The 24,863-nt window shown below is 35.7% G+C and carries 15 protein-coding genes; 13 read left to right on the top strand and 2 right to left on the bottom strand.

Annotated features, from left to right (window positions below):
- The first annotated feature begins 1 nt into the window (after position 1).
- Genes BM201_RS08295 through BM201_RS08280 form a run of 4 tightly spaced genes read left to right on the top strand, consistent with a single transcriptional unit; the run spans position 2 to position 6,094 of the window.
- Entirely contained in the window at positions 2–889 is an 888-nt protein-coding gene (locus tag BM201_RS08295; RefSeq protein ID WP_175487004.1) for a DUF58 domain-containing protein, read from the top strand.
- Positions 890–2,164 (top strand): BatA domain-containing protein, encoded by a 1,275-nt coding sequence (locus BM201_RS08290; RefSeq protein ID WP_092541496.1) that lies wholly within the window; start codon positions 890–892, stop codon positions 2,162–2,164.
- Complete coding sequence (locus tag BM201_RS08285) at positions 2,161–4,359, top strand: tryptophan-rich sensory protein (protein WP_092541494.1); 2,199 nt, start codon at positions 2,161–2,163, stop codon at positions 4,357–4,359. The genes BM201_RS08290 and BM201_RS08285 overlap by 4 nt, the downstream gene beginning before the upstream one ends.
- Positions 4,352–6,094 carry a hypothetical protein gene (locus BM201_RS08280; protein ID WP_092541493.1) on the top strand — a complete coding sequence of 581 codons (1,743 nt, stop codon included), beginning with the start codon at positions 4,352–4,354 and terminating at the stop codon, positions 6,092–6,094. The genes BM201_RS08285 and BM201_RS08280 overlap by 8 nt, the downstream gene beginning before the upstream one ends.
- Before the next feature lie 809 nt (positions 6,095–6,903).
- Here BM201_RS08280 and BM201_RS08275 read toward each other — a convergent pair.
- Together BM201_RS08275 and BM201_RS08270 are read right to left on the bottom strand one after the other, a co-directional pair.
- Positions 6,904–7,185, bottom strand: a complete 282-nt coding sequence (locus BM201_RS08275; protein WP_092541491.1) for a hypothetical protein — start codon at positions 7,183–7,185, stop codon at positions 6,904–6,906.
- A 122-nt stretch (positions 7,186–7,307) separates the two neighbouring features.
- A complete protein-coding gene (locus BM201_RS08270) occupies positions 7,308–8,006 on the bottom strand; it encodes a LytR/AlgR family response regulator transcription factor (RefSeq protein WP_092541489.1) in 699 nt (232 codons plus the stop codon).
- A gap of 352 nt (positions 8,007–8,358) precedes the next feature.
- Between BM201_RS08270 and BM201_RS08265 the strand changes: the two genes are divergently transcribed.
- The 9 genes from BM201_RS08265 (at position 8,359) to BM201_RS08225 (ending at position 24,544) form a co-directional block, all read left to right on the top strand.
- On the top strand, positions 8,359–9,051 hold the full coding sequence (locus tag BM201_RS08265) for a hypothetical protein (protein WP_092541487.1): 693 nt from the start codon (positions 8,359–8,361) through the stop codon (positions 9,049–9,051).
- 332 nt (positions 9,052–9,383) lie between these two features.
- Positions 9,384–9,818 (top strand): hypothetical protein, encoded by a 435-nt coding sequence (locus tag BM201_RS08260; protein WP_139219167.1) that lies wholly within the window; start codon positions 9,384–9,386, stop codon positions 9,816–9,818.
- Positions 9,819–9,973: 155 nt separating this feature from the next.
- A complete protein-coding gene (locus BM201_RS08255) occupies positions 9,974–11,056 on the top strand; it encodes an efflux RND transporter periplasmic adaptor subunit (protein WP_175487009.1) in 1,083 nt (360 codons plus the stop codon).
- Positions 11,057–11,219: 163 nt separating this feature from the next.
- Complete coding sequence (locus BM201_RS08250; RefSeq protein WP_092541483.1) at positions 11,220–14,384, top strand: efflux RND transporter permease subunit; 3,165 nt, start codon at positions 11,220–11,222, stop codon at positions 14,382–14,384.
- Positions 14,374–15,858, top strand: coding sequence for a TolC family protein (locus BM201_RS08245; RefSeq protein ID WP_092541481.1), 1,485 nt, complete (start codon positions 14,374–14,376; stop codon positions 15,856–15,858). Before BM201_RS08250 ends, BM201_RS08245 begins: the two co-directional genes overlap by 11 nt.
- Positions 15,859–16,648: 790 nt before the next feature.
- A complete protein-coding gene (locus tag BM201_RS08240; RefSeq protein ID WP_092541479.1) occupies positions 16,649–19,675 on the top strand; it encodes a SusC/RagA family TonB-linked outer membrane protein in 3,027 nt (1,008 codons plus the stop codon).
- Between the two features lie 17 nt (positions 19,676–19,692).
- The gene (locus tag BM201_RS08235; RefSeq protein WP_092541477.1) at positions 19,693–21,501 is read left to right on the top strand and encodes a RagB/SusD family nutrient uptake outer membrane protein; all 1,809 of its coding nucleotides are present in this window, start codon (positions 19,693–19,695) and stop codon (positions 21,499–21,501) included.
- Positions 21,502–21,669: 168 nt separating this feature from the next.
- Positions 21,670–22,785, top strand: coding sequence for an alkaline phosphatase (locus BM201_RS08230; protein WP_092541558.1), 1,116 nt, complete (start codon positions 21,670–21,672; stop codon positions 22,783–22,785).
- Positions 22,775–24,544 carry an alkaline phosphatase gene (locus BM201_RS08225; protein ID WP_092541475.1) on the top strand — a complete coding sequence of 590 codons (1,770 nt, stop codon included), beginning with the start codon at positions 22,775–22,777 and terminating at the stop codon, positions 24,542–24,544. Before BM201_RS08230 ends, BM201_RS08225 begins: the two co-directional genes overlap by 11 nt.
- The last annotated feature ends 319 nt before the right edge of the window (positions 24,545–24,863 follow it).

The following is a 24,863-nucleotide window of genomic DNA, read 5'->3' as shown; positions in this document are numbered from 1 at the left end:
TATGTATCAGGAACTTTTAAAACCAGAGATTGTAAGGGAAGTTTCGGGCTTAAGCCTAATGTCCCGAGTAATTGTTAATGGTTATTTACAGGGACTGAATAAAAGCAGGCATCTTGGCGTAGGGATGGAATTTAGCCAGTACCGTGGTTACGAAGCCGGTGACGATCTGCGTTTGTTAGATTGGAAAATGCTCGCCAGATCTGGGCGCTATTATATCAAACAATCTGAAATCGAATCGCAGATCAGCGTAAAATTTATTTTAGATGCCAGTGCTTCGATGGAGCATAGCGAAAATACTTTTACGAAAATGGATTTTGTAAGAATTTTGGTCGCATCTATATCTTATCTGGCGCATAGCCAGGGCGACGATGTTGGGCTTTTTGCTTTAAATCAGCATCAATTGCAGGCTGTTTATCCAAGAGCGGTGAAAAAGGATTTTAACCGATTATTACACGAATTGATTTCTATTGAAAATCGAGGGAAATGGCCAGAAAAATCGACTTCTTTTAATCAAATTCATAGTCATAATCGCAAAGAGATCGTCTTTTTTATTACCGATATGCATCAGCATCAACACGAGTTGCAGGAATTCGCAAAAGGACTGAAAACAGATCGAAATGAAGTTGCTGTACTTCAAATTATGGGAGCACAGGAAATGGAATTTCAGTATAAAGGAACGCTGACTTTCGAAGATATTGAAACAGGCGAAAAAGTAAAAATTTCAGCAAAAGGAGCTAAAGATCAATACTTAAAAGATCTGGAAAAAAATATAAAGGAAAACGAAGATTTTTTCCTGGGAAATGGTATCGATTATCAACTATTTAAGATGAACGAGCCACTGACCGAAACTTTAAAATTATACCTCAAAAAACGAATTAAATTAGCTTAAATGTCTTTCGTAAACCCCACTTATTTATGGAGCCTTTTAGGACTTTTGGTACCTGTCGCTATCCATTTTTGGAATAAAAGCGAGGGGAAAACCATAAAAGTGGGAAGCATACGGCTAATTAAAGAAAGCCAGACTTCTAAGAGTAGTAGATTGCAATTTAACGAGTTTATTTTATTGCTTTTGCGGCTAATTTTAGTCAGTTTAATCTGTTTTATTTTGGCAGCTCCGGTTTCGATTTCTAAACGATTGAATCTAGAGGTCGCTTATGTGGTAGAACCGTCTTTGCTGAAATTGAAGAGTATTAGGACTTTAGTCGATTCGATAAATAGCGATAATGAAGTTTATTTATTTGCCGAAGATTTTCCCGATTATACTGAAGAAGACAATGACTTTAATTCTGAAAAAAAGCAGCTTGAAAATACCCAATATTGGCAATTAGCGCAGCAATTTTCTAAGCTGCATAGCGATAGTATTGTAGTTTTTAGTGAAGGCAAAATAAGCGGAATTAAAGGAAAACGACCTGAGATTCCTGAAAAAGTAAACTGGATTTTAATTGATTCTACTGAAAGTACCAGTGAAATTATTGATATTACAAGCTTTAAAGATTCGTTAGAGCTTTTACAATTCGATATTGTACAAAATTTAGGACGATTTTCTAAGCAACGAATAGGTGCAAAAGACATTGAGGGATATTCTATTCCTGAAAATGCATTAAGAACCGAATTGGATACGATTCGCGTTCAGTTTTATGATGATTTGAAGATTGAGAATCAGGTTGAATATTTAAAAGCTTCGTTTTCAGCTTTAGGAAAATATTTGAAAAGACCGTTTGTTTTTAGCGAATTTGAGCAAGGAAATTCAGATGAAAAATCCATTAAGAATCTAGAAATTTTAGTTTGGTTAAGCGAAAAGGAATTCCCGGATTTCGATACCAAAAGTTTAATTTTTAAGCCGAATATTTATGCTGAAAATCTAATCGAAAAAACCGCGAAAGCCGGAGTTTTTCAGTTAACTGATACTTTGCACCGAAAGAATATTCTAGAAGCTCATCTTGCTGAAGATCTTTTAAAACTTATCGAATTACATCCAAAAATCGAGTCGAAAATTGCAGAAACTGATACTCGAAATATAGATAAATCTATTTTAGCTCCTGTTTTTAGAAAAGGCAGTAAAAATAGTTATTTGGCACAATTCGATTGGACGCCTTGGCTGTGGTTAGCTTTTTTAGTGGTTTTTATTATTGAAAGAATCCTTTCAAAACTAAGAGAGCAATGAAACAGGCAGCGAAAATTCTTTTTAGTTTTAAAAAGCGCTGGCAAATTTATGCCTGGTTAAAGATTTTTGGTTTTGCAATAGCTCCGTTAATTATTTTATGGTCTTTAGGGACGAAATTATGGGTTTTAGCACCAGTTTTTTTAGTGCTGTTTATCATTGGAATATTCACTATTAAACCTTTCATAATAGGGCTTCAAGAGGTTTTAAGATTTGTAGATTCTCGTTTTAGTGATTTAGAACATAGTTCAGGATTGCTTTTAAAAAAGGATGCAGAATTATCCAATATTGGTCAATTACAGCGTGAAAAAATTGCTCAGCGACTTCAGGAGAAATCTAAATCATTACAACCACCGGTTTCATTTAGAAGTTTAAGTGTTTTATTGATCTGTTGCCTGGCGGTTGGTTTTGGTTTACGCTATTTTGGAATCACACTAAAAAGCATGTCTGATTTTCAACAAAATCGGATTGATAATTCGGTTACTTTTACTTCAGTAGATTCAGTTTCTTCATCAGATTATATTCCGGCGATTGCAAATTATACTTTAGAAATTCTCTATCCAGATTATACAAGAATCGGCACTTTCCGAAGTGAAAAAATGGATGTTGAAGTTTTAGAAAATTCAGCATTAAACTGGACGGTTGACTTTGATCAAAAAATTGACTCGGTTTTCTTAGAATTTCGGTCAAATTCCTACAAAATGAAGGTTGAAAATGAGCAGTTTAAATTCAGCAGAGAAATTAACGAATCTGGTGTGTATAATTTCAGGTATTTCGATTCGTTGGGGAACGAGTATATTTCAGATCTGCATAGTATTAGTGTTTTTGAGGACGAAGATCCGGTGATCGAGATCGAAAATTTAGATCAGTTTAGTTCATTTGAGTTTTCCGAAGAAAAAAGACTTCAATTTGTATCAAAGATTAGCGATGATTTTGGAATAGCTAACGCTTATATCATTGCGACGGTAAGCAAAGGAAGCGGCGAATCTGTAAAATTTAGGGAAGAAAAGATCGAATTTCAGCAAGGAATAAATTCGGGTTCAAAAAGCTTGAATCTCGATCAACAAATCGATCTGGATCAATTAAAAATGGAACCAGGAGACGAGCTTTATTTTTATGTAGAAGCTTTAGATTTCAAACAACCGAGCGCCAATGTTTCCAGAAGCGAAACCTATTTTGCGGTGATTAATGACACGGTGGAAATGGATTATATGGAGGCCGGCGGAATGGGTGTCGATTTGCTGCCAGATTATTTTAGGAGTCAGCGGCAACTCATCATCGATACCGAAAAGCTGATCAAAGAACAGCCAGAAATAAGCCGAAAAGAATTTGAAACCAGAAGCAATAATCTTGGGTTCGATCAAAAGTCTTTACGCTTAAAGTACGGACAGTTTATGGGAGACGAGGCCGAAGGAAGTCTGGCGGCTGAAAATGCTGAAAGTTTGAATGGAGAAGAAGATCTACTAGCAGAATATTCTCATCGACATGATAGTGATAACGAGCATAATTTGGTTGAAGAGCACAGGGATGAAAACGATGACAAGGAAGATCCATTAGAAAAATATGTGCACAATCATTCAGATCCAGAAGAATCGACTTTGTTTGCAAAATCTCTGAAAACTCAGCTGCGGCAGGCCATAAACGAGATGTGGGATGCCGAATTACAGTTGCGGGTGTACGAGCCAAAAGCTTCTTTAGCATATCAATATCGGGCATTAGAATTAATCCAAAATATTAAAAATAGCTCCCGAATTTATGTGCATCGGATTGGTTTTGATCCGCCGCCTTTAAAAGAAGATAAACGTTTAACCGGCGAATTAAAAGATGTAGAAAGTTATCGAAGATCGCAGGATTTTGAGCAAGAAAATGAATTTGAAGGAATAAGAAATGCCATTGCTGAATTGGAGGAGTTGCAGAAAAATATACCTGTAACTTTAAGCGAATCGAGTAAAGAACTATTTCAAATAGCTGGGGAGGAATTGGCAAGAGAAGCCATTGAAAAGCCGGGACAATTTTTGGCAACACTTAAAGATGTAAAGACACTTAGCGGTGGCGAGCTGGAAGGGCTTAATTTAAAAGAAATTCAGCAGGGATTACTCAAGGCTTTGCCAAAATCAAAAGACAAGGCGATATCATCGAAGTCCTACCAGAATCGTCTGGATCAATTAATGCTTGAAGAATTGGAGGTTTATGAATAGTAAAATTACATTTTTAAACGATCAATTTTTAGGCTATTACCTTTTGGGAGCAGTGTTACTTTTGGTCGTTTTGATCTATAAAGAATTTGGGAATTCAAGGAAATCTGTGTTTTTCCTCAGAATTTTTATAGGAGTTATCGCAATAGCTGCATTACTTGCCATTGCATTGAAACCAGCTTATCAAAGTACCAAAAAGCGAAACAAAGCGGTAGTAATTACCGAAGGAGCTAAGGAAGCTCAGCTTGATAGCTTGAAAAAATTGTATCCTAAAATCACCAAAATCGATTATAGTTCGAGTGATTTTATAAGTCCGGAATTAGAAGCTGCGGGAGAGATTTTTGTTTTGGGTTATGGAATTGAAGACTATGATCTTTTTCAATTTGAAAATAAAAAGGTAAGCTTTTTACCTGCGGAATTACAAGCTGGAATAGATAAAATAACCTATCCAAAGGAATTGATTGAAGGTGAAATGCTGAATATAAAAGCACATTTTTTTAAACCTGAAGATGGCTATAAAGCTTATTTAAAAGATTTTGGAGGAAATAAGCTGGATTCGGTTACACTTACTGAAGCTGACTTTGAATTGAAAGCAAAAACTAAAGTCAAAGGAGAGTTTGTTTACCAGATAGAAGTTCAGGATTCTGTTGGAAATATCTTCGCAAAAGAGCCTTTACCCATAAAAATAAATACAGCCCAAAAATTGCGAATATTAGTATTGAACGATTTCCCGAGTTTTGAAACGCGTTATTTAAAGAATTTTTTAGCTGAAGAAGGACATCAGGTTACGCTAAGAACGCAGTTGACGAGTAATCGATATAAATACGAATATTTAAATACAGAAGAAGCTTCATTTTCAGCAATAACCGAAGAGTTTTTGAATGATTTTGATGTTTTGGTGGTGGATATTTCAAGTTTCAATCAGTTTTCAGTGAAAGAAAAGCAGGATTTGGAATTGGCTGTTAAAAGAGATGGCCTGGGAGTTTTTATTCAGCAGACAGAAAATACATTTCAGCAAAAAACATTAGTGGATTTTGAAACTCAATTGGATGGATTACCAAAAATAAAATGGCCAGAAAATCCAGAAGCCGAAATTGCTAAATTTCCTTATGTATTTCAGGATTCGAATAATACCTATTCTTTGATAGCAAATGAAAATAAGCTGGCTGTTTACAGGTATTTGGGTAGGGGAAAAGTAGGAAGTGGCATGTTACAGAATACGTATCAGTTGGTGTTAAACGGACATAATCAGATTTATAGAGAAATTTGGACAGATGTTTTTTCGAGGCTTGCTAAACCAGCCCAAGAAATGCTTCATTGGGAAGTAGAAAATAGTTTTATATACAAAAATGAGCCTGTGAACCTTGCTATAAAAACATCTTTAGAATCACTTAAATTAATCGATTCTCTGGAGCATGAAATTCCTTTATTGCAGCATTTAGATTTACCAGATGATTATTCGGCAACACTATATCCTAAAGACGAAGGTTGGAACCATTTAAAACTAGCAGCCGGGGATAGTATTTTTGATTCTAAATTTTATGTGTTTCAAACAGATAAATGGAAATCAAAAAGAAGCAGGGATCGACTTAAGAGTAATTTGGCATTTTTTGAAGAAACAACTCAGGATGATCATCAGGAATTCTTGTATAGATCATTAAACCTATTTTGGTTTTACCTTACTTTTCTAATCACTATGGGCTTTTTATGGCTACATCCTAAACTCTTAAGGAATTAAATTTCAGAAAAAAATTGAGCGATATAATATTTGAACTTTTTTGGAGTTATACTATTATGTTCTTTCCAAAAGTATCTATATATTTTTAACTATATATATAGTTGAATTTAACAGAAAATATTAGATTTATTTTATACTAAACCGTAAGTTTGCTATACCTAATCATTATTTCGTTAATTTGTATTAGCCTACAAGATGAAATAATACGGAGAAAGGGAGCAGACGTGCTCCCTTTTTTAGTTTATCGGCACCGCCAAAGGATATACTACCCCGATGCTTGCCTCGAAATTAAAAATTTGTTTCCAACGAATGCCTCGATGGCTTGCCACTAGGTTGTTTACTATATTGCTTCAAAATGATAAATTACTAGTATCCGCCCGTAATTTTTATTAAGCGTAAAATATACCTTCTAAAATTTAGTTTATTTATAAGGAATATATGTAGTTTTGAAATTCGAAATTTTTGTAACTAATGAGTACTATAGAAAAAATAACCTTGATTGTCGCAATTGTGGATGTGCTTGCGGTAGTTATTTTTTATATTCTTTTAAGGAGATCTAAAAACAAGAAATCGTAGATATAGCGTGTAGAAAATAAAAAACCCTGAAACTAATTTCAGGGTTTTTAGGGTTTTGGGGATTCATTCTAGCTAGTTATAACTAATAATGAAACTGACTACTTATAAATAAAAAATAAAAACAAAACTTTAAAATCTCTAGCAGGTTAGTATTGCTTTCTTAGAAGTTCCGAGAGCAGTAGTTATGCGTTTTGTTCTGCTCCCGGATCTTGATCTAACCAATGTAACCTCAACTATAACAATCTTTCTATTTTATAATTTCCTAATTTTTTAATCGCGTAACAATTTTCTTTATCGATACAGATAAGTTTTCCCATTTGTTTGGCCTTTTCCTTTAAAGAATAAAGCGTGAATGCTGCAGGTATATCGATTTCAGAAATACTATTAATATCTATTTTTAAAATATCTGTAGCCTTTTCTAAATATGAATTCAATTCGGTTTCAATATCCCTGATCGTATAGGCATTTAAAACACCAGTGAGTTTTATAAACTGATCTTTTTCTTTAGCGACCATTCTTACTTTTGTTTCTTATTGTTGAAATTACAAATCAAAACAGGTTCTAAAGATGTTTTTTATTCAAACGGTCTAATTATTATGATTAGTGGTATTTATTTTTATTTAAGCGGTATTTCTTCTTAAAGTACATCGATCTTATTTAGTACATTTTTCTTGTAACGCCTGCTAATAGGAATAACTTTGGTTCCGATCAAAACACTATTATTCTCGATATCCTTAATTTTATCAATATTAATAATGTAGGAACGGTGTGTTTGTATAAAGCTTTGCGGTGCGAGTTTTTCGCTTAATTTTTTCAGACTACAGTATGTGAAAATTTTCTCTGATTCTAAATGAAGAAATACATAATTGCCACAAGCTTCAACAAAATCGATTTCGCTAGGATTAATTTTTATAAGTCGCTTATCGCTTTGTACATAAAAGGAACTTTGCCCTTTGCGGCTTAGCAAGATTTGTTGCTCGCGTTGGCCAGTAGCTTTATTCACTGCCTTTAAAAATCGATTCTTTTTAAGTGGTTTTAGGAGGTAATCTAAAACATGATCAAAGTCGAAGGCTTCGATCGCATATTCTTTTGCAGAAGACATTAAAATTACCTGTGGAGAATCCTTCATTAAAGAAAGAAGTTCGAACCCGGTAATATCTGGCAACATAATATCGAGAAATATTAAATCTATTTCAGAATTTGATCTAATAAATTTTAGGGCATCCAATGCATTGCAAAAAGTACCTAACAGCTCTAAATTAGTATGCTCCTCAATAAGTATCTTACATAAGGAAACTTGTAATTCTTCGTCATCTACAATTATACATCTCATCATTTTAGAATTTAGAATTCAGGATAATTCCTAAAATGTTAATTTTTTTAACAATATAATTAAAATATTAACGCGGTCGTAGGATAGATTAATTAATTGTGAATAACTTTTAATTGTTTTATATAATATAATCTGAATTTTAATGAGCGCTATCAACATTTTTTTAATCTAAAGCATTTTTATTACGAGATCTTTATTTTGGTGAATTAATCTCAAGAAGTTGAAAATGAATATTTAGTGTTCTCATTCTCTAAAATTTAACCTGGTATTAAGTAAAGCTTGTGTTTTCGGAAAGAACTTTCTAAGACGCCTTTATCTAGATTTGTGGTGTAACGATCAAAAAAATCTAACCACCATGAATTCAGTAGCAAATAACGGGAATATTTCCTACAGCGAGACCTTAAAAAAAATAAGGCAAAAGCACCAAATTCGACCAAATGAGAAGCATTCTCTTAAAGAATTAAAGAAAGCAAATATTAGATGTTTAGCTTTTACAACAGACGGTGGATTTTGCGAGAAAGGTAATTTTTATAAGAATCTTGAATCAGGTTTAGGTACTATTAGGATTAAGTACCAGGATCATCAAACCGAAGAAGAAAAGGTGTTGATCTTAAACAAGTACGAAGATGAAAATGAAGAGATACCTGTAGATCTTAAGATTAATGCGCTGTACCAAAAGATCGAAGATGCGTTTTGCTTTTATTCCCAGGCATTGGACGAGTCGCAACGTTTATATTTTAAGACTATCTTTAAAAATATGTGTTTTCATAATAAAGCCTATATCTCTGGTCTAAAATCTCAGTATAAACTGGCCAATTACAGAAGAAAACAAAACGGATTAAAATGTAAAGAACTTCGTCCTAAAGGAAGAGATTTTGTTATAAAAAGAAGTTTAGAGTTACAATCTGAGCTTGAATCACTATATAAAGATTTAATCCCAAGTATTGCAAATAAGCAAGATCGTCGCACTTTAGAAAGTCACCTTAAATATATTTTAGAAGATAAAAGATTATTTTCCCGATTAAAACGAGATAATTTTTTGATATAAGTATTCATAGATTTACACCTTAAATTGTGTAATATCGAATAGAATTATCTTTGAGATCTGATCGTATATAACTGCGATCAGATTTTTTTTATGTCGAATTTTACTGAATTGTAATTAGCTTCAATAGTGATAAAAATCTGGATATTAAGTAAAACTTCAGTCGATTTTATCGAATTTTAAATTTTATTTATTCACCTAAATAATAATTAACCTGAGAAAACTGTATTTTATACTACTGAAAATAAGCATGTTGATGTCTTTTCGTAATTTAATATAGAAGTTCTTGTAGGTAATCCAAAGATTCTATAGCTTTGACGCGGCAAATGAAATCTTTGTTTAAATACATATCATTTTTTGTACTTTTCCTAAATGGATACGGCCATCTTCATGCCGATAACCTTCGGGAAGATAATGATTTTGTTGCAGATGAGATCTCATTTCAGGAGCAGATAGAATCCGACCTTGATTTCGATTATTTTGAAGATAGTGATGCGTTAATTCACGAAAGATCAGGATCGAATCCCGATAGAAAGTTTTCTGAAACCGAAGAAATTGAAATCGAAGAAGCTGATAGTGACTCAGATTCAGATGCTGGTGCTTCAAAAAAATATGTAGAGGGAAGTGATTATATAACGGCCCTTTTTTACACTGTACTTTCTGCGTATCATGACTTCAATCGTAGTGATAACAAACCTTATTTTTCAAAACAAAATCATATTACATCTTACCCTTCTATTTGTGTAAGATATTGCGTATTTAGGATATGATTTTCTAAGTCTGGATAATTTTCTACAATCCGGGCGAAACTTCAATTTTTCAAAATAGTCTATTAAAACTTTTGGCTACAGTTGTGCTTAGCATTGGTTTATAGACTTTCATAAGGTTTACCCTAATTTTTATCACTTTTAAATTTGAAATTATGATGAGTAGATTTCTCATGATTGTTAGCCTGTGTGCTATGTTCTTAGGCATGGGCTGTGAATCCCACAAAGAAAAAAAAGAAAAAAATTCCAGGTATTTGGTAACGAGTCCGCTTCGCAAAGATACCCTGGTCACCAATCAATACGTCGCGCAAATTCAATCGATACGAAATATCGAAGTCCGTGCTCAGGAAAGAGGTTATCTTGAAGATATTTTTGTAGATGAAGGGCAATCTGTAAAAAAAGGGCAGTTAATGTTTAAAATTATGCCTAAAATTTACAAAGCTGAACTACAAAGAGCTAAGGCTGAAGCACATTTTGCCCAAATAGAATACGAGAATACCAAACAACTTGCCGATAGTAATGTTGTAGCTCCTAACGAGTTAGCAATGGCAAAAGCTAAGTTTGAAAAAGCAAAAGCAGAACAGTCTTTAGCGCAGGTACATTTAGAATTTACAGATATTAGAGCTCCATTCGACGGGATTGTTGATAGACTTCATCTCAAGTTGGGAAGTTTAGTTGAAGAAGGAGAGTTACTTACCAGTTTATCAGATAATAGCGATATGTGGGTGTATTATAACGTCCCAGAAGCTGAATATCTGGATTATCAGCAGGCTGTTCACGAAGATGATACTACCAAAGTAGAATTATTAATGGCTAATAACCAGGTTTATAAACACGATGGTTATGTGCAAACCATAGAAGGAGAGTTTAATAACGAAACCGGTAATATCGCTTTTAGAGCAAGTTTTCCTAATCCAGAAGGCTTATTAAGACATGGCGAAACCGGTAGTGTTCTTACCCAGGTTCCTTTTAATAATTCGCTATTAATTCCACAAAAAGCAACTTTCGAGGTACTTAGTAAACATTATGTATACGTGGTGAACGAAGATCATAAGATAGAATCCAGAGAAATTAGCCTTGCAGGAGAACTTCCGCATATCTATGCAATTAGTGACGGAATTTCTGAAGATGATACTATTCTTTTAGAAGGACTTCGTAAGGTTAGAGAAGGAGACGAAATCGAATATGACTTTGAAGATCCTCAAGAGGTTTTAAACCATCTAGAACTTTACGCCGAATAATTTTCAGGTATCAATTTTATACAATTTCAGCATTAATTTTTTTTAGCTGAACTACTGTTATAATAATCACTCTGTCGAGTGAAATAACTCTGGGCTTAACCCATGAGGCCTTTATTAGAAAATAGATTTAATCTCGATCATCGAGTAAAATTTTAAGAAGACTATGTTTAAACGATTTATACATAGACCCGTATTTGCTATTGTTATTTCGATAATAATTGTGTTTATGGGGTCTTTAGCAATAAAACAACTGCCTATATCGCAGTTCCCCCAAATTGCACCTACCACAGTAAACATCTTTGTGGCCTATCCCGGGGCAAGTGCAGATGTTTTGGTAAAATCTACCCTAATTACATTAGAGAATTCAATTAACGGGGTACAGGGAATGCGCTATCTGGCAACAGATGCCACCAGTGCTGGTGAAGCAACATTACGAGTAATTTTTGAACCAGGTACAGATCCCAACGATGCCGTAGTACGGGTAAAAACGCGGGTAGACCAGGTAATGCCTTTGCTGCCAGAATTGGTGCAAAGGGAGGGGGTAGTGATTACACCTATCCAACCGAGTATGTTGATGTATGTGAACCTCTATTCGAAAAAGGAAAGTATGGATGAAAAATTTCTATACAATTACGCCAATGTAAAAATGATTCCTGAAATAAACAGGATAAAAGGGATCGCAAGATCCACAATTTTAGGTAGCCGTAAATATGCCATGCGTGTTTGGCTAAACCCAGATAGAATGCGTGCCTATAATGTTTCTGTAGATGAAGTGATGGAAGCCATGCAAGAGCAAAGTATTGTTGGTAGGCCGGGACGTTTGGGTAGAAGTTCTGGGATTAAAGCCCAGTCTTTAGAATATGTACTTACCTACAAAGGTAGATATAGTGAACCTGAAGAGTACGAGAATATTATTGTAAGAGCAAATCCAGAAGGACAAAGCTTACGATTAAAAGATATAGGTAGAGTAGAATTAGGAAGTGAGTTTTTTGATATTTATTCTAACCTGGACGGTCACCCATCTGCGGCGATCGTATTAAAACAGAGTTACGGTAGTAACGCCAGTGATGTAATTGATGAAGTTAAGGCTGAATTGGAGAAAATGAAAGAAGATTTTCCTCCGGGTATGGATTATAAGCTTAGCTACGATGTATCACAGTTTTTAGACGCTTCAATAGAGCAGGTTGTTCATACCTTACGTGATGCATTTATCCTGGTAGCGATTGTGGTGTTTATTTTCTTAGGAGACTGGCGTTCTACCTTAATTCCTATTTTGGCCGTTCCGGTTTCATTAGTCGGGGCGTTTTTTGTAATTCAATTCTTCGGAATTTCGATAAATCTGGTAACACTATTTGCTTTAGTACTCGCCATTGGTATTGTGGTAGATGATGCGATTGTCGTGGTCGAGGCCGTGCATGCGAAATTCGATGAATATCCGGATATTTCTCCTTATGTAGCCGTAAAGCAGGTTTTGGGAGAAATCGGGGGAGCAATTATCGCAATTACCGCAGTAATGGTTTCAGTATTCTTACCAATTTCATTTATGTCTGGCCCGGTAGGAACATTCTATAGACAGTTCTCTATCACCATGGCCAGTTCTATCGTTATTTCAGCAATTATAGCACTTACACTTACACCAGTATTATGTGCGATGCTGCTTAAAAATCATCACGGGAAAGAGCATAAGCAAAATTTCCTTACTAAAGGTCTGGATAAATTTAATTCAGGATTCGATAAACTTACAGGTAAATATGTAGCGATCTTAAAACGAATGGTGAGCCGTAGATGGTTAACCTTCGGAATTTTAGTTGCTTTTTGTGCCGGTGTATACTTAGAGAGCGAGGTTTTACCGTCTGGTTTTGTGCCAAGTGAAGACCAGGGAACAATCTATGCAATTATTCAAACCCCTCCTGGAGCAACTTTAGAGCGAACTAACGAAGTTTCCAGAAAATTGCAGGATATCTGTGAAGAAGTTGAAGGAATTGAATCTGTAGCTTCTTTGGCAGGTTATGAGATTATGACCGAGGGGCGTGGATCTAACGCAGGTACCTGTTTGATCAACCTTAAAAACTGGTCTGATCGTAAACATACAGTTACCGAAATTATGGAAGAGCTGGAGGAAAAATCCAAAGACCTAGGTGCGGTTATCGAATTCTTTGAGCCGCCAGCAATTCCAGGTTTCGGTTCTTCAGGTGGTTTTTCTATGCGATTACTTGATGAAAATACTGAAACAGATTATCAGGATTTCGATAAGATAAATCAGGAGTTTATGGAAAACCTAAGAAAGCGTCCAGAGCTAAAAGGACTGTTTACCTTTTTCGCTGCAAACTATCCGCAGTACGAATTGGAATTCAACAGTGAACTTGCGATGCAAAAAGGAGTTTCTATAGGTGATGCTATGGAAAACCTGAATATCTTAATTGGTAGTACTTACGAGCAGGGATTTATTAAATACAACCGTTTCTTTAAGGTGTATGTTCAATCAGATCCTCAGTTTAGACGATTGCCTTCAGATATTTTAAATATGTATGTGAAAAACGAGCATGGCGAAATGGTTCCGTATTCAGCATTTATGAAATTGAAAAAAATGCAGGGGCCAAACGAGGTAACTCGTTTCAATATGTATAATTCGGCTGCCATTCGTGGATTACCGGCTGAAGGTTATACCACGGCAGATGCTATTGAGGCGATTAAACAAGTAGCTGAAGATACGCTTCCTAAAAATTATGATATCGCCTGGGAAGGTTTATCCTATGACGAAGCGCAGCGCGGTAACGAGTCTATTTATATTTTCCTTATCGTGTTGGCCTTTGTATACTTTGTACTTGCTGCACAATACGAAAGTTTTATTATTCCATTATCGGTAATATTCTCGCTACCTGTTGGAGTGTTTGGATCTTTTATGTTGCTAAAGTTAATGGGACTTCAAAACGATATTTACGCTCAAATTGGTTTGATCATGCTGGTAGGATTGCTGGGTAAAAATGCCGTGTTAATCGTAGAATTTGCGGTGATGAAACACAGTGAAGGGCTCACGATCTTGGAAGCAGCCATAGAAGGAGCTAAGGTTCGTTTTAGACCAATTTTAATGACGTCTTTCGCGTTTATCGCAGGTTTAATTCCGTTGATCGTTGCTACCGGAGCGGGAGCTGTTGGTAACAGAACTTTAGGAGCCTCTGCTCTTGGAGGAATGTTCTTCGGAACCGTATTCGGGGTAATTATTGTACCAGGACTTTACTACATCTTTGGAAATCTTGCTGAAGGAAAATCATTGATTAAATACGAAGACGAAAATCCATTAACCGAAGATTTTGATTATGATAAATAAATTGAAAAAATATAAACGTTTCTCTTATTTAGGCGTTACGGCAGGAATAATGCTTAGTATAACGTCTTGTGTACCTTCATTATCAGAGAAAACGGCTAGTAAAGAGGTTCCCGGGAATTACCATAATTCCCAGGACTCTCTTGCTACAAAAAGTTTTAATTCGGCCGATACTACAAGCTCAGCTTCGATAGATTGGAAGACATTTTTTGACGATCCTAATTTGGTAGCTTTAATAGACACAGCGCTGGATAATAACCAGGAGTTAAATATTATGCTTCAGGAATTAAAGATCGCGCAAAGTGAAGTGCTGGCCAGAAAAGGTGAATATTTACCTTCAATTGGCTTAAAAGCAGGTGCCGGGATCGATAAAGTGGGTAAATATACTCGCGATGGTGCAGTAGAAGAAAACCTGGAAATTAAAGAAGGAAGAGAATTTCCAGATCCGCTTCCAGATTATATGATTGGCCTGCACGCGCAATGGGAAGTAGATATCTGGAACAAACTTCACAACGCTAAAAAGTCTGCCGTGATGCGCTATTTATCTAGTGTAGAAGGTAGAAATTTTATGGTCACAAATATTATTGCTGAAATTGCTAATTCTTACTACGAATTATTAGCCTTGGACAATCAGCTTCAAATTGTGAAGAATAATATCGAAATTCAGGAAAGAGCTTATAGAATCGTAAAATTGCAGATGCAGGCCGCTCGTGTTACTCAGCTTGCGGTAAGTAAATTTAATGCTGAAGTCTTGCACACTAAAAGTTTGCAATATGATATTCAGCAAAGAATTACAGAAACCGAAAATAAGCTGAATTTCCTTGTTGGTCGTTATCCTCAACCAATTGCTCGTAGTACAGAGGCTTTTGCAGATATGTTGCCAAAACAGATTGATGCGGGTTTACCATCGCAATTATTACAAAACAGGCCAGATATTAGACAGGCAGAATTTGAGCTGCAGGCATCAAAATTAGATATTAAAGTTGCCAAAGCCAGATTTTATCCCTCTTTTGGGATTTCAGCAAATATCGGGTATCAGGCTTTTAATCCAGATTACCTGCTAAATACACCAGAGTCTTTAATTTATTCTGTAGCCGGAGATCTGGTAGCACCTTTAGTAAACCGAAATGCCATTAAAGCAGCTTATAAAACTGCCAATGCAAAACAAATTCAGGCGGCTTTCGATTACGAGCAAACGGTCTTAAAGGCCTATATCGAAGTGGCAAATCAATTAGCAAAAATCGATAATCTTAAGAAAAGTTATGATCTAAGAGCAGCTGAAGTTGATGCGCTAACCGAATCGATTAAAATTTCGAATAAATTATTTAGAAATGCTAGAGCTGAATATATGGAAGTGCTAATGACGCAACGTGATGCTCTGGAATCTAAATTTGATCTTGTAGAAACCAAAATGCAGCAAATGACTGCTGTTGTTAATATGTACCAGGCGCTTGGTGGCGGCTGGACCACAGATTAATATTTGCTTTATTGTTTGTTTATTTAAATTGCCGAAAAAGCTCTCAGTTTTAATGTTTCTGAGAGCTTTTTTTATTTACTCGATCATGGAGATTAAATGCGTCTGGGCTTGTCGTGATGAAGTTTACTTCTATTTCTGAAATTGCATTCAAAACCTTATAATTTCTATAGAATTTATGCTGAAAATATCGAATTTTAGTAACTGTTTTTATTCAGGAATGCTTCTATACTTTTAATAATGTTGAATTTAGCTGTAAATCGAGTTTAATGTCAATTTCTTCTCATTTGTACAGGATTTATTCAGCAATACAGGCTAATCTTCACAGCTTCTGAAGCTTATTTTTCTATTCAAATCAATGCTTTTAAAATTCGATAAAACGTTTTATCTGATTGTTAAGTCTTATTTACCTCAGTGTTTAGTATTCTGTGTTTATGTTAATAGGAAAGGGTGATTTTTACAGGCTTTTGTTCCCGATAAGACATCGATTTTGTTTAAAAAACCGACCTCTTTTTGTAAAATCGTCAATTCTAAACATAATTTTGGAATGAAAATGAAGTAATCCCAAGTTTTTGCAAGATTTCTAATGGCTTGCTGCTATTTAAACTAGGCATAAACTTCATTTAAAACAGCTTCAATTCTTTCTTCATTATTTAGCGGCTGTTAATAAAAACCTAAAAACAGTGAAGTGATACTAAAGTAATCTAACTCTAAAAATCAACAAAAAAAACCGCAGAAGCTACCAACAACTGCGGCTATTAATTAAGCATTGTGCAACCAATTACTTAAATAAATGTATTTTAAAATTACACATTTAAGATCGAAAAAGGTATTATTTGGACTTTCGATTTTACTTTTTTCTCAGACTGGCCAGGCTGCAGCCAGTAATTTACCGGTAATAAATCCTACAGTTAAGGGTAAATCAATACAGCAAACAATTAGTGGTGTAGTAACAGACGATCAGGGAGTGCCACTTCCTGGGGCTACCGTAATGGTAAAAGGATCCTCTAATGGAGTAACCACTAATTTTGATGGGCAATATTCTATAGAGGCGCAAGAAGGTGATATTCTTCAGGTGTCTTTTGTAGGCTTTAAAACTTATGAAGTTGAAATAGGAAATCAGGCAAATTTCGACGTACAATTAGAAACAGATAGTGCTTCTTTAGACGAAGTTCTTGTTGTTGGATATGGTACTCAGAAAAAATCAGACTTAACAGGATCTGTAAGTTCTGTTAGTGACGAAGAATTCAATAAAGGGATTAACACAAACCCGGGAAACTTATTACAAGGTAAAGTTTCTGGTTTAAATGTCACTAACGCAAGTGGTGAGCCGGGTGCAGGCCAGGATATCATTATTCGTGGTGTGGGAACGCTACGTTCTGGTACGTCTCCTTTATATGTGATCGATGGTTTTGTACTAGATAATTCTTCAAACGGAGTTCCAACAAACCCTTTAAACTTCATTAATACTGAAGATATTCAGTCTATCAACGTATTAAAAGATGCATCGGCAGCTGCCATTTATGGTTCTCGTGCCGCAAATGGTGTGGTAGTAATTACTACCAAGAAAGGAAAAGCCGGTAGAACGCAAATGAATTTCTCTGCGTCTACAGCAATTTCTACAATGGCTAATAAGATCGATGTGTTCTCTGCAGATGAATTTAGACAGGTAGTAGAACAGGTTGGTGGTAGTCTTAGTGATAATGGCGCCGATACCGATTGGCAGGACGAACTTACGCGTACGGCTATTACCAACGATGTAAATTTCTCGATGAGTGGCGGAACTTCTAAGACTTCTTATTTTGCTTCAGTAGGAGCAAGAGATCAGGAAGGGATTCTTAATAGTAGTGATCTTACTCGATATTCAGGAAGAATTAATGTTTCTCAAAAGGGGCTTAACGATCGTCTAAAAGTAGATTTAAATCTAACCGCAACAAGAACTGAAAATCAGCGTCCTAATATTGGGACAATGGTGAGTAATATGTTGCAATTAAATCCTACGCAGCCAGCATATACTAATGGAGAACCAACAGTTTTTGGAACCGGGATCAATCCTTTGATCATAGAAAATATCTACGGTGATTATTCTAACAATAACAGAATGATCGCTAATATTTCGCCATCTTTAGAAATCATAGATGGTTTAACCTACAAATTAAATTTAGGTGTAGATTATTCTAAAACCGATAGAGATGAGCAGTACATTCCGTATTCTGCCGATCCAGATTATGCTGAAGGTTCTATAAATTCAACCTTTACAACCAATAAGAATACGCTTGTAGAAAATACCTTAACCTACGAAAAAGATTTTGGCGATCACGGTTTAAATCTTTTAGCAGGACATTCTTATCAGGAATTTTTTATCCATGCCAAAGGATATTATTTTACCAATTTCCCAGATAACGGAATCGAGCCAAGATATCAGTTAGGTGAAGCAAGGGGTGAGGATAATACGCAATTCTCTAATGCAACAGTTAACGAGTTGCAATCTTTCTTTGGTAGAATTAACTATGATTTTGCAGATAAATATTTAGTGACTGCAACAGTTCGATCTGATGGTTCTACTAAGTTTGGTGAAAACAATCAATATGCTGTTTTTCCATCTTTCGCTTTAGGTTGGAATATTCATAAAGAAGATTTCCTTCAGGAAACTGCATTCAGCAACTTAAAATTAAGAGCCAGTTGGGGTAAATCTGGTAACCAGGAAATTCCATCTAAGCAAACAAGATTAAGTTACGGTGAAAGTTTTGAGGATAATGATATTTATCCAATGAATGGTAACGAAACTACAAGAGAAGATTATCCTTATGGTTTAGTTTTTGCTCGTACTGCAAACCCAGATTTACAATGGGAGGAAACTGCGCAAACGAACATTGGGGTAGATTTTGGATTGTTTAATCAAAAACTTACCGGTACAGTAGATTATTTCTTAAAAGAAACTACAGATGTTCTATTGTATTTCTCTACTCAGGATCCTATTGATGAGGTTGGATACACCTGGCAGAATATTCCTGATATGAAGATTAGAAACTCTGGTTTAGAAGTTTCTTTGGATTACCAGAGTGATCGCTCAAAAGATTTCTCATATAACATAGGTGGTAACTTCTCTTATATCAAAAATGAAATTACAGATTCTCCATTTACGATCGTAACTACAGGAACGGCTCAAGGAGCAGGACAAACTGGAGCAACAATCAATGGATATATGAATAATCAGCCTATTGGTAACTTCTTTGTAAGACAATTTGAAGGTATTGGTGCAGATGGTCTAAACCAATTCACCGATATTAATGGTGATGGACAAATCGATGATAGCGACCGTGTTTCTTCTGGAAGTGCAGTACCAGATTTTATTTATGCGTTCTATACTAAATTCAATTATAAGAACTTTTACCTGGGACTTAATTTTAACGGGGTAAGTGGCAATAAGATCTACAACCATACAAGAATGAGTTTATTTAATATGACTCAGATCTCCAATTCATTAAACACCACAGATCAGGCGATCGAATTTCCTAACGAAGATCCAAGTAACAGTAACACCGTATCTACAAGATATCTTGAAGACGGAAGCTTTTTACGTTTAAACAATGCAACCTTAGCTTACGAGCTTGCACCTAATGCCATTGGTTTAGGAGATTGGTTAAATAGCTTAAGATTATCGGTTACAGGACAAAATTTATTTGTAATCACAGATTACACTGGTTTTGATCCCGAGTTAAATACCGGGAGCTCTAGCGATTCAAAATCTTATGGTATAGATCGCTTCACTTATCCAAGAGCGAGAACAATTGTTTTTGGTTTAAATGTATCATTCTAATTTTAATAGTAGTAAAGATGAAACATAGAATTCTAACTGTATTTGCCGGGCTAAGTGCATTGGTATTTACAAATTGTACAGATTTAGAAGAAGAAATATTAGACGAATCACTAACCGGATCTGATGGTCTTGTAGAGCCAGTTTCAGGTTCTATGGCTGCGGCTTATGGGATTCTTCCACAAACTTTTAGACACACAAGATATTTTGGTCTACAGGAAATTCCTTCAGACGAAGCAATTCTTCCTCCAAGAACTGGTTTAGGGGGCACGCAATGGGCAGATAACGACACGTACACCACTGCTCATAGACATTTAATGTCTTCAAACAATAGCTTGGTAACAGGAGCGTGGAGCTACCTAACCACTGCGTTATTTAGAACCATCGCTGCGATTGATGTTATCGCTCCACTTGCTGAAAATGGTGATGCTGAAGCGATTCAGGCTTTAGCTGAAATGAGAGCTTTAAGAGCTTACGAAAATATGTTGTTTTTAGATAGTTGGGGGCTGGCTTTTGGTAAAGAAACCACTTCACAAACTTCTGAAATTTTAAGAGGAGAAGAAGCTATTGCTTATATCGAAACCGAATTTTTAGCTGCGCTAGAAAATATTAATAACGATCGTGGACCTGGTAGAATGACTGAAGATGCGATCTATGGATTTTTAGCAAAACTTTATTTAAATGCAGCGGTATATAGAGATCCTTATGGAACTCCTAATTTTACTGATGCCGATATGCAAAGAGTGGTAGAGTATACCGATAATATTATTAATGATGGCGGTTACTCTTTATCTTCAGAATACTTTGATCTTTTTAGTGACGAAAATCACGATAATGCAGAGTTAATCTTTGCTTTGGATTTACGCGGAGTTTTAAACAACGACCACAACCGTTGGGCTTATTGGTCGATGTCTGGTTCACTATTCCCAAGACCGGGTGATTTCTATTTAAGTATGGATGGTACAGATGGTCCTGCAATGAATCCAGATTTTTACCAAACCTGGGTTGATGCTTATGGCGATACAGATCCTGCCGATGCAGATGCTAGATTTTATCAGAAAAATGCTCAGGTTCCGGCAGCGCTTGAAGATATCTCAAATCTTACTCCGTATGTAAATGATACGCTAGGTTTACAAAGTGATCGTGATCACTATTATATCGCAGATTCAGATTTTGAAATAGACCGCGGAATCATTCGTGGAACCATGTGGGCGCCTAGAAAAGAGAATTATAGATCTGGTAGCTTTATGACAGGTACAGATGCGAATGGAAATTCTGGGTACAGAATTTATCCTTTAGCTGAAGCTCGTGAAAATGGTTCAGATCCAGAAGATATCGTTTACTACGTAGATCATACTTTAGATATTAGTTTAGATGGAAGTGCTGGTTATGCAAGTGGTTACAGATTTGCAAAATGGCAGTTCAGTAAAACATCAGACGATGGTAACAATTACAGTAGTGTAGATCTTGTTTTACTTCGTTTGGCAGATGTTTATTTGATGAGAGCTGAAGCTAAGTTAAGAATGGGAGATAATGAAGGTGCGTTACAAGATGTAAATACCGTAAGAACTTCTCGTGATGCAAGACCAGATCAAACTCCGGCTGCTTTGGCATCTATCGATCTTGAAACTTTATACAGAGAATTAGGATTTGAATTTTACTGGGAAATGCATCGCCGTCAGGATCAAATTAGATTTGGAACTTACGAAAATTCATGGACCTCGAAGTCTGATAGTGATCCAAATCACAGACTTTTCCCAATTCCGCAAGAAGCGATCGATGGAGCGTCGAATGTAGAAGGTTACCTGGTACAGAATCCTGGATATTAATTTGAATTTAATTGTGTTGTAAGCGGTAGAGGATCTTCAGATCTTCTGCCGCTATTTTTATAAAATAGGATGACAAATTTTCCATAGAAATATTTTAAAAAGGCAACGCAAAGCATTCCGAAGATGAAAATACCTCAAAATCAAATAATTAATTCTGAATTTATTCTAATGAAAAATATAAAAAAGATCATCGCTTTTTCAGCAATTTCGATCGCGATGAGCTGCGGAAAAACTTCCGAAGAAAAAGAAAACAATACCACTGAAGTTACCGAGAACCAACCATTAAATATCATCTTTATGGTTGGCGACGGGATGGGAATTCCGCAGGTATCAAGTGCATTTTATTTTGGCGAAAACACCCCTAATTTTAAACAATTTGAAAGTATTGGTCTTAGCCGAACTAGCAGCACCAGCCATTTAATTACAGATTCTGCTGCTGGCGCAACGGCCTTTGCAACGGGCGAAAAAACTTATAAAAGAGCGATTGGTGTTTCTAAAGATTCGGTAGCGCTTCCAACAATTTTAGAGCAGTTAAAAGAGCAAGATTACCAAACCGGGCTAATTAGTTTAACTTCGATCACACATGCTACTCCGGCTGCTTATTATGCTCATGTAGAAGATCGTGATATGCACGAAGATATTGCCAAACAACTGGTAGAAGCTGAGGTTGATTTTTTTGCAGGTGGTGGTAAAAAATACTTCCAAAACAGGGAAGATGGTCTTAATCTATACGATAGTTTGACGGCTAAGAATTATAAGTTAGATACTTTAGAATTAAGTAAACCAGATTATTCACGCCGTAATGCGTATTTACTTTCTGAAGAAGGTTTACCATCTAAAACCGAAGGCCGTGGCGATTTTCTTGGTGATGCTGCTAAAACAGCATTCGATTATTTTGAAGCCAATGAAAAGCCATTTTTTGTAATGATCGAAGGATCATATATCGATTGGGGAGGCCATGCAAAAGACGATCAGATGATGATTCAGGAGGTTTTAGATTTCGATAAAACGATTGGTGTGGTACTCGATTTTGTGAAATCACATCCAAATACACTTTTGGTGATTACTGCAGATCATGAAACTGGAGGTGTGAGCATTGGTAAATCTTATGACGAGAACGGAAAAGAAATTCCGCAGCAGGTTCAGGTTTATTTTAATACAGATCAGCATAGTACAGAGCTGGTTCCTGTTTTTGCAAAAGGAAAAGGCGAAGAACTGTTTAGAGGAATTTACGAGAATAACGAAATTTATCATAAATTAATGCAGGCCATCAATGAAAACTAATTGTTATAAGCCAATATTCGTTGTTTTAGCGATACTTTTTTTCTGCGGAAATCTAAGCGCGCAAAGCAATTATAAATTACATTCTCATAATGATTATGCACAGGAATTTCCGTTTTGGAAAGCTTATATTCATGGTGCATCATCGATCGAAGCCGATATTTTTCTGAAAAATGACGAATTATTCGTCACACATGCTGAAGAAGAGATAAAAACTGATCTAACACTTGAAAATCTATATTTAAAACCACTTTCTGAATTGGCGAAAGCTGGAAAACTTAGAGAAATTCAGGTATTGATTGATCTAAAATCTGAAGCGAAACCAAGCCTAAAAAAACTGGTTGAAACTTTAAAATCTTATCCAGAATTAACCAATAACAGTAAAATTACATTCGTAATTTCTGGAAACAGACCAAAACCGGCAGATTATGCAAGTTTTCCAGATTTTATCGAATTTGATCATCAGGATGTATCAAATTTAGCCGAAGCAGATTTAAGCAAAATCGCACTTATTAGTCAGAATTTTAGGGATTATTCGGTTTGGAATGGATTGGGAAGAATTACAGCGCCTGAACTCGAAAAGGTGGAAGCTGTAATTAAAAAAGCGCACGATGCCGGGAAGTCTTTTAGATTTTGGGGAGCGCCAGATACCAAAACAACCTGGAGCCGTTTCGCCGCGATGGGTGTAGATTTTATTAATACCGATAAACCAGCTGAAGCAGCCACTTATTTAGAAACTTTAGATGCTAGAAAATTTGAGCTAAACTCTCCAATTTCGGTTTATAAACCAAAGTTTGATTTCGATAAAAATACGCGTCCAAAAAACATCATTTTAATGATTGGTGATGGAAATGGTTTAAGCCAGATTTCTTCTGCAGCTTTTGCCAATAGAGGAGAATTGACGATTACACAATTAAGAAATCTCGGACTGGTTAAAACCTCGAGTTTCGATGATTTGGTAACTGATTCTGCCGCCGGAGCAACGGCGATGGCAACGGGAGAAAAAACCAATAATCGTGCAATTGGAACCGATAAAAATGGACAAGATTTAAAGAATCTGACGGAAATTTTTGCTGAAAAAGCTTATTTAAACGGAATTATTACAACCGATTTTGTGACCGGTGCAACGCCATCTTCCTTTTTTTCGCATGTGGTAGAACGCGACGATAGTGAAGCGATTTTAGAGGATTTGAATAAAAGTAAAGTCGATTTTTTCCTATCGGCGGGAGCTTCAGATTATGCGAAAATTGAAAAGGAATTTGTTCAAAAAGATATTTCAGAATTTAATGATTTTGAAAAACGGACAGCCGTTTTCCTTTCTGAAAACGGATTAGCAGATGCATCGGTGCGTGGAGATCAATTTCCAGAGCATGTAAAAAAAGTACTTCAGAATTTAGAAAATCAGGATAAACCATATTTTTTAATGATCGAAGCAGCGAAAATCGATAAAAACGGGCATACTAATAACGCAAGCGGAATTGTTGAAGAAATGCTGGATTTTGATAAAACCATCGCTGAAGTTTTAAAAGTAGCCGATCAAAATAAAAATACGCTGGTAGTTATCACCGCAGATCACGAAACTTCAGGGTTTGCGATTATGAAGGGCGATCTTGAAAAAGGACAAATAGAAGGCGGATTTTTAACGCACGATCATACCGGGACAATGATTCCGTTATTTTCCTACGGTCCAGGATCTGAATTATTCAACGGGGTTTACGAAAATACAGCCGTTTTTCATCGAATTTTAAAAGCAGTAGAGTAGGTGTTAGATTTTAGATCGCTTTGCTTTTAGAAGTTAGACTAGAAATGTTGAATTTTGAATGCTGAATTTTGAATTAACAAAGAATGTCAGTTCGAGTGATTTTGATGTAGCGTTAGCGGAATTAAAATTGTATCGAGAACTTTTGGACTGTAAATTGAGACTGTTCACTGCTTACTGAAAAAGACTTCTCGATACAACAAATTTCTCCGTTCCACTCCAAAATTTGCTACTCGAAGTGACAAAAACTGGTAATTGAGAAATGCCAATCCAAATAGATTTCTCGACTACATTTCATTTCGCTCGAAATGACAATTTAGAA

The organism is Zunongwangia mangrovi (assembly GCF_900112105.1).
Taxonomy (GTDB): Bacteria; Bacteroidota; Bacteroidia; order Flavobacteriales; family Flavobacteriaceae; genus Zunongwangia; species Zunongwangia mangrovi.
The sequence above is the reverse complement of the archived record's forward strand: the minus strand, read 5'-3'. Positions and strand labels throughout refer to the sequence as shown.

What these genes read in the sequence shown, in the direction of transcription:
- BM201_RS08240 (WP_092541479.1), top strand. Translation starts at nt 16,649, where the DNA reads ATGTATTTTAAAATTACACATTTAAGATCGAAAAAGGTATTATTTGGA.
- BM201_RS08290 (WP_092541496.1), top strand. Translation starts at nt 890, where the DNA reads ATGTCTTTCGTAAACCCCACTTATTTATGGAGCCTTTTAGGACTTTTG.
- BM201_RS08265 (WP_092541487.1), top strand. Translation starts at nt 8,359, where the DNA reads ATGAATTCAGTAGCAAATAACGGGAATATTTCCTACAGCGAGACCTTA.
- BM201_RS08225 (WP_092541475.1), top strand. Translation starts at nt 22,775, where the DNA reads ATGAAAACTAATTGTTATAAGCCAATATTCGTTGTTTTAGCGATACTT.
- BM201_RS08280 (WP_092541493.1), top strand. Translation starts at nt 4,352, where the DNA reads ATGAATAGTAAAATTACATTTTTAAACGATCAATTTTTAGGCTATTAC.
- BM201_RS08230 (WP_092541558.1), top strand. Translation starts at nt 21,670, where the DNA reads ATGAAAAATATAAAAAAGATCATCGCTTTTTCAGCAATTTCGATCGCG.
- BM201_RS08245 (WP_092541481.1), top strand. Translation starts at nt 14,374, where the DNA reads ATGATAAATAAATTGAAAAAATATAAACGTTTCTCTTATTTAGGCGTT.
- BM201_RS08250 (WP_092541483.1), top strand. Translation starts at nt 11,220, where the DNA reads ATGTTTAAACGATTTATACATAGACCCGTATTTGCTATTGTTATTTCG.
- BM201_RS08270 (WP_092541489.1), bottom strand. Translation starts at nt 8,006, where the DNA reads ATGATGAGATGTATAATTGTAGATGACGAAGAATTACAAGTTTCCTTA.
- BM201_RS08285 (WP_092541494.1), top strand. Translation starts at nt 2,161, where the DNA reads ATGAAACAGGCAGCGAAAATTCTTTTTAGTTTTAAAAAGCGCTGGCAA.
- BM201_RS08275 (WP_092541491.1), bottom strand. Translation starts at nt 7,185, where the DNA reads ATGGTCGCTAAAGAAAAAGATCAGTTTATAAAACTCACTGGTGTTTTA.
- BM201_RS08235 (WP_092541477.1), top strand. Translation starts at nt 19,693, where the DNA reads ATGAAACATAGAATTCTAACTGTATTTGCCGGGCTAAGTGCATTGGTA.
- BM201_RS08295 (WP_175487004.1), top strand. Translation starts at nt 2, where the DNA reads ATGTATCAGGAACTTTTAAAACCAGAGATTGTAAGGGAAGTTTCGGGC.
- BM201_RS08255 (WP_175487009.1), top strand. Translation starts at nt 9,974, where the DNA reads ATGAGTAGATTTCTCATGATTGTTAGCCTGTGTGCTATGTTCTTAGGC.